The sequence below is a fragment of the Achromobacter sp. D7-1 genome (assembly GCF_059760445.1).
Map to the genome: position 1 here is coordinate 106603 of NZ_JCBAMT010000012.1, position 6000 is coordinate 112602.

A 6000-nucleotide genomic window follows, 5' to 3' on the forward strand; every position below is an offset into this window, starting at 1 on the left:
AAAAGCGGGATTCTACGTTCGCAGAATGGACGTTTTGGACTCGGCGCCGTCCAGTCGGTTTCAAAATCTTGCGGTAGATCCGGCCTGAAAAACGCGATAAACGACGCGCGCACGACCGGATTTCCTCTCCTGCAACAGGCGCGGCTGCGGCCCGCAGGCGGGTGTCCGCGGCCCTCACCCAGACATTACCATTCGACACATTACCCGCAAAATACTGCAAGTATTGCGAACACCACCCCTTCCTGCCGGCAAAGTGCGGAAATCATCATGAAATCTCGCCGGCATCCGGCCTGCCGCCCTTGCGAGGCACTCCGCGCTTAATTGGCTTGCGGATAGGCCGCGCCGGTCAGGCACGCCCGGGCCCATTCGTAATCGTCGTCGCCCATGATCTCTCCATCGATCTTGGGCAGCGGCTTGGCGGGATAGGAAAAGTCCGGCTGTTGCGGCTTCATGTTCCATTTGGTCTCGCCCATGGTATCGGAGCATGCCTCGTCCGAGCTGCTGAACGAGCACGACGCCGCCAACTGGGGCTTGCCATCCACCACGTTGGCGACATAGCGCTTGGTATAGACGCTGCCCGTGGCCCAGTACTCGTCGACGGAGCAGATGCGGTCCTTGTTCTGGTAATGCCGCGTCGCGAAGCAGCCATAGTAGGCGTGTTCGCCCGGCAAGAAGTCGCATGAAGTCGAGTAGCCGGCGTAAGCGCCGCCGGTGAATTGCGCCTGGAACTGCTGCTGGCTGACCGCGCGGCTGATGAGGTCCGGCAGCGCAGCGCCCTTGCGCGTGGCCTGGAGTTCGGCCGCGCGGTCACGGATCAGCTCGCGGGCGACTGCGGCAGCCGTCTTGCCCTCTGGAACCGCGCCCGGATCCTGGATCAGGTTCGCGAGCGCCTCGTCGCGCGCCGCGATCCAGCGCTTCTGGTTGTGCGCCAGCATGGCGCGGATATCGCCATCAGGCGCCTGCTTCAGTAGGGCGGCGTAAGCGCGGTTCAGCTCGGCATCCGCCGACACGGTCTTACGGTCCGAGCAGATCAGCTTTTCCACGGCGCTTGCGGCTTTCGCGCAATCGATCGCGTATGCGGGCGCGGCAAGCGCGAACAGCCCCGCCACGCACAACAAGCGGCCTGCGGTGATTCCAGATTTCATGTGAAGTTTCTCGTGAGGATGCGCCTCGCATTGTCTCGATGCCTGAAGACTGTGTCGTCGTCCATCGCGAGGCGGCGGCAAGGCTGCAATTTTGCACGGGACTTTTTAACAGACTGGAAACAGAGTTCTACCCTCTGCAACGTCCTCGCCGGAATATTCCCCTTCTGTTGCGCGTCTACCGGGTGGCGAGCCGCATTGGAAACCTCGCGGCGCGCTATGGATCAACCAGCCGATCACGCCGGTTATCGCAACCGGCCTCACGGCGCAGAACGGAAGTATTGATATGAAGTCGATCAGATCCCTTGCCTGCGGCATTGCCCTGGCTTGCACCGCGGCCGGCAGTGCCTGGGCCGCTCCCGGCCTGAACGTGTACGGACCGGGCGGGCCCGCACCAGCGATGAAGGAAGCGGCTGCGGCGTTCGGCAAGCTGCACGGCATCGACGTTGCCGTCACCGCGGGCCCGACGCCCGCCTGGGCCGACAAGGCCAAGCAGGACGCCGACGTGATCTACAGCGGCGCCGAGAACATGATGAGCGGCTTCGCAACGGCGCTGCCGGGCGTGTTCGAATTGCGCGAGGCCCGCACGCTGTACCTGAGGCCCTCGGCCATCCTGGTGCGCCCGGGCAATCCCAAGGCCATCAAGGGCTTCAAGGATCTGCTCAAACCGGGCGTCAAGGTCATGGCTGTGTCCGGTGCGGGACAGACCGGACTATGGGAAGACGTGGCGGGCCGGTTGGGCGACATCGAGACCGTGCGTGCCTTCCGCGCCAACCTGGTGCTGCCCGAAGCCGGCAACAGCGCCCAGGCGCGTACCCAATGGACCGAGGACAAGACCATAGACGCCTGGCTGATCTGGAACATCTGGCAAGTGTCGAACCCGGAACTGGCCGGCGTGGTCGAGGTGGAAGAGCCATACCGCATCTATCGCGACGCGGGCGCCGTCGTCACCAAAAAAGGCAAGGGCAATGCCCAGGCGCAGGCCTTTGTCGACTTCCTGACCGCGCCCGAAGGCCGGGCGATCTTCAAGAAGTGGGGTTGGAAAACGGATTGAGGCCGGACTGCCTGACGGCAAATACATAAGGCACCGCGTCCTTCGGTCTCCCGGAAACCGCGGCCTTCCGAATCTCTAGATAATCCGCTCCCGCATCGCCTTGATCGCCTGGGAGCGGACTCTCCTTGCTTGCCTTCATCGATCGCACTACCGGCTAAACCGCCGTCGGCGTTGGAACTACGACGACTATTGATAATGACGCCCAAAAATAAGACAAAATAAAACAAAAATAGTCACAAAATTGCTAATATGTTTACATTGTGATTAAATGTGAATAAATGAATAACAATTTCACAATTAATAATATTTAATCACACTTGTGGAGAAGCAATGAAGTGGGCTGCTGTTGCAGGCTTGGCCGTGGTGTTGGCGGGTTGCGCCAACCCTCAAGCACGAAAGGACTTTTCACGAGATCTGGCTGGCGGCAATCTGCCTGCGGCCACCAGTAACGCGGTGCTGGCGGCAGGTCCCGAAGGCGCCGCTCCGACGGATCTGCCTTGGGCCCTGGAAGCCGGAACCCTCTTGCGGCAAAGCGGCCTGCCCGAGCGGTCCACGCAAATGCTGGACGGCGCCGAAGAGCTGATGAAGGACGACGACACGCGCAATGTGGCGGCCAGTGTCGGCAATCACGCCCTGTCGCTCGTGGCCAATGACAACGTACTGCCCTACGCTCCGGCCGTGTACGACACGGTCATGCTCAATACCTACAAGGCTTTGAATTTCTGGCAGTTGGGCGACCATGCCAACGCGCGTGTCGAATGGAACCGCAGCGATGACCGCCAGCGTCGCGCAGCTGAACATTTCGAGGCCGAAATCAGCAAGCAGCGCGATGAGCTGAAAGAGGGCGAAAACTCCGACCTGGTCAACCGCAGCCTGTCCAGCACGGACGAGACCCTGCTCAAGGCCGGCGTCGACTTGTCCCAGTGGACGCCTTACGCCGGTTACGTCAACCCGGCCGCACTCTACCTGCATGGCCTGTACTTTCTGATCAACGGCGAAGGGCAGGCCGATGCAGATAAGGCACGCACCAGCCTGGAGCGCGCGTATGCGCTGACCAAGAATACGCAGGTCAAGATCGACGCTGCGGCAGCCCAGTCCAAGGGCGGCAAGCTCAAGCCCGCGGTCTGGATCGTCTTCGAGAACGGCACGGCTGCGCACAAGGAGCAATTGCGGATCGACCTGCCCCTGTTCCTGGTGAGCGGCAACATCAAGTACACCGGCATTGCCCTTCCGGTCATGCGCGAAGGCACGCCCGCCTACCCTTACCTGAGCGCTGGACGTCAACAAACGCAAGTCCTGGCGGACATGGACACCATCATCCGCGGCGAATTCAAGACCCGTTTCAACGCCATCCTGATCAAGGAAATCGCGCGCGCCACGGCCAAGACCGTGCTGCAGAAGCAGCTGAACGACTCCAGCCCGCTACTGGGGACGTTGGCCGGGATAGCGCAGGCTATTTCGACGCAAGCCGACCTGCGTTCGTGGTCGACGCTGCCGCACAACTTCCAGCTGATGAACGTGCCTTATCCCCAGTCGAACCAGCTGACGCTGGGCGTCCCCGGCCATGAAGACATCGTGGTCGATCTACCCCAGGAAAAAAGACCGGTAGTCGTGTATGTGCGAGCCCTGAATGCCGCTATTCCGCCTCGCGTCGACATTCTGGCCTCCAAATAACGATCTACTAGGAACACCATGAGCGTAAAGCTTTCTCTTACGGCCGCCTTGCTGGCGGCAACGCTGGCGGGCTGCGCACCCACGACCCAATACGTCAACCAGAAGACCGATAACGTCGCGGTGATGGGGCTGGACTACAAGGACTTCGAATCGGCGGCCAACAAGATGGTCAACGACATGCTGAACTCGCCATTGATGGTGCACCCGAAGGCTGCCCAGGGCGGACGTTTCGTGATCGCGATGTCCAATCTCACCAACGACACGGCGCAACGCATCGACACCGACCAGTTGACCAAGAAGATTCGCGTGAGCCTGCTCAACTCTGGCCGCTTCGTCATCACGACGGCAGTCGGCCTGAACGGTCCCGAAGACGCAATGACCGCAAAATCGCGCGCGTTGAAGGGCTCGAAGATGGTCAATCAGGCCACCGTGAAGAAGGACGGCCGCGTGGTCGCCCCGGACTTTTCGCTGTCGGGCAAGATCCTGCAGCGCAACAACCGCGTCGATAGCCGCACGCAGCAAGTCGATTACTACTTCCAGCTGACGCTCACCAACCTGGACAACGGTCTGGCTTACTGGGAAGGCGAAGAAGCAATCATCAAGCGCGGCGACAACCGCACGGTGACCTGGTAAGGGTCATGGACGAATAGGCCGCCTGCCTGCAGCAGGCGGTCTTTTTTTCGAGAGCAGATTCATGATGAAGAAATGGATTTTGGGCGCGGCAGTGTTCTGCGTCGCCCACGCGGCAAGCGCCGAAGATGTCACGGTGCCCGCGGTCGGGTACGGCGACACCTTCGAGCAGGCCGTCGAATCGGCCCTGGGCAATGCCATCAAGCAAGTCAATGGCGCCGCCGTTGCAACGCGCTCGGCCAGCCCGAAAGCCTACGTACAGGTCAAACGGGATGCCGAAGGCCAGGCCTCGGCTGAACTCGACGCCAAGCGCACCGAGCAGAACACGGACAGCGGCTTGATCAAGGATACGGTCACCAACAACGAGCAAACCCTCAATGCCAGCGCCTCGGCGCAAGCCCAGGCGTCCAGCAAGACGACGGTCGAGGCAGGCGTCGGCAGCACGAATGACGTGCGCGCGCAGGGCAAGGTGAAAGGTTACTCGGTGACCAAGCAGGAGTGCGGCGGCAGCAAAGGCTGCATGGTCGAATTGTCGGTAACGATCGAGAAGTTCGAGTACCAGGCAAAATCTCCCAAGCTGGAACGCGACAGCATCGCCATCGTCACGACCGGCAAGTTGCGCCGCAGCGCCCTGTCGGCGGACATGCGCCAATCGGTTACCGACAAGCTGGTCAAGAGCGGACGCTTCACCGTTCTGGACCGCAGCAATGACGCCGCCTTCGAAAAGGAAAACGACTTCCTGGCCAGCGACAACGTATCCGACCAGCAGCGCGCCCGTCTGGGCCAGGCGGCAGGGGCGGATTTCCTGTTGATCATCGACCTGACGCAAGCCAGCGTTTCGACCCGGGTCCAGGAAAACAACGTCGAGCTCACCGGCGAATCCACCCGCGAAGTCTCGCAAGCCACCCGCGCCTCAGTACGCTACACCCTGGTCGAGGCTGCGACCCGCGCCGTGAAGTGGTCGGACTCGGCCTCGTTTGCCTCGGGCGGCAACAAGATCAGCGCGGCAATGGAACAATTCCAAGGCAAGATGGTCGGCGACATCATTGAGATCGTGAACCCGGCCAAAGTCGTGGCAGTGCAGAACGGCCGCGTGATCATCAACCGCGGCATGGGCAGCGTGAACGAAGGTCAGGTCTACGACATCTACGCCACTGGCGAGGAACTGGTCGATCCCGACACCGGCGAGAAACTCGGCGCAACCGAAGAAAAGGTGGCCTCGATCAAGATCGGCGAAATCAAGGCGAAAGTGGCCTATGGCGCCGTGGTAAACGGCCAATTGGAATCCATTGCCAAGGGCTCGATTGCCCGCATGGCCGCCCCGCCCGCCCAGCCGGCCAAGAAAACACCGCCCAAACGAGCCGCGCCGCCGAAGTCCGATCAGAAGATAGATTCGGCGGGAGGCGTCATTCTCTGACGTCCTCCATCGCCCCTGCGGACGCACCCGGCTGCAGGCGCGCCGAAAAACAAAGCCCGCATTTCCTGATGGGAAATGCGGGC

5 protein-coding genes are annotated in these 6000 nt (G+C 61.3%); 4 read left to right on the forward strand and 1 reads right to left on the reverse strand.

The window, feature by feature from the left end:
* Positions 1-317: 317 nt before the first annotated feature.
* On the reverse strand, positions 318-1145 hold the full coding sequence (locus tag AC6LKD_RS08025; RefSeq protein ID WP_498115785.1) for a lysozyme inhibitor LprI family protein: 828 nt from the start codon (positions 1143-1145) through the stop codon (positions 318-320).
* Positions 1146-1428: 283 nt separating this feature from the next.
* Here AC6LKD_RS08025 and AC6LKD_RS08030 point away from each other — a divergent pair, with 283 nt between their 5' ends.
* From AC6LKD_RS08030 to AC6LKD_RS08045, 4 genes are all read left to right on the forward strand, one after another.
* Positions 1429-2196: an extracellular solute-binding protein gene (locus AC6LKD_RS08030; RefSeq protein WP_013392006.1), complete on the forward strand. Its 768-nt coding sequence runs from the start codon at positions 1429-1431 to the stop codon at positions 2194-2196.
* A 330-nt stretch (positions 2197-2526) separates the two neighbouring features.
* Positions 2527-3870 (forward strand): COG3014 family protein, encoded by a 1344-nt coding sequence (locus tag AC6LKD_RS08035; protein ID WP_492274932.1) that lies wholly within the window; start codon positions 2527-2529, stop codon positions 3868-3870.
* An 18-nt stretch (positions 3871-3888) separates the two neighbouring features.
* The gene (gene lpoB / locus AC6LKD_RS08040; protein ID WP_013392004.1) at positions 3889-4503 is read left to right on the forward strand and encodes a penicillin-binding protein activator LpoB; all 615 of its coding nucleotides are present in this window, start codon (positions 3889-3891) and stop codon (positions 4501-4503) included.
* A gap of 61 nt (positions 4504-4564) precedes the next feature.
* Positions 4565-5917: a CsgG/HfaB family protein gene (locus AC6LKD_RS08045; protein ID WP_013392003.1), complete on the forward strand. Its 1353-nt coding sequence runs from the start codon at positions 4565-4567 to the stop codon at positions 5915-5917.
* The last annotated feature ends 83 nt before the right edge of the window (positions 5918-6000 follow it).

What these genes read in the sequence shown, in the direction of transcription:
- AC6LKD_RS08025 (WP_498115785.1), bottom strand. Translation starts at nt 1,145, where the DNA reads ATGAAATCTGGAATCACCGCAGGCCGCTTGTTGTGCGTGGCGGGGCTG.
- AC6LKD_RS08030 (WP_013392006.1), top strand. Translation starts at nt 1,429, where the DNA reads ATGAAGTCGATCAGATCCCTTGCCTGCGGCATTGCCCTGGCTTGCACC.
- AC6LKD_RS08035 (WP_492274932.1), top strand. Translation starts at nt 2,527, where the DNA reads ATGAAGTGGGCTGCTGTTGCAGGCTTGGCCGTGGTGTTGGCGGGTTGC.
- lpoB (WP_013392004.1), top strand. Translation starts at nt 3,889, where the DNA reads ATGAGCGTAAAGCTTTCTCTTACGGCCGCCTTGCTGGCGGCAACGCTG.
- AC6LKD_RS08045 (WP_013392003.1), top strand. Translation starts at nt 4,565, where the DNA reads ATGATGAAGAAATGGATTTTGGGCGCGGCAGTGTTCTGCGTCGCCCAC.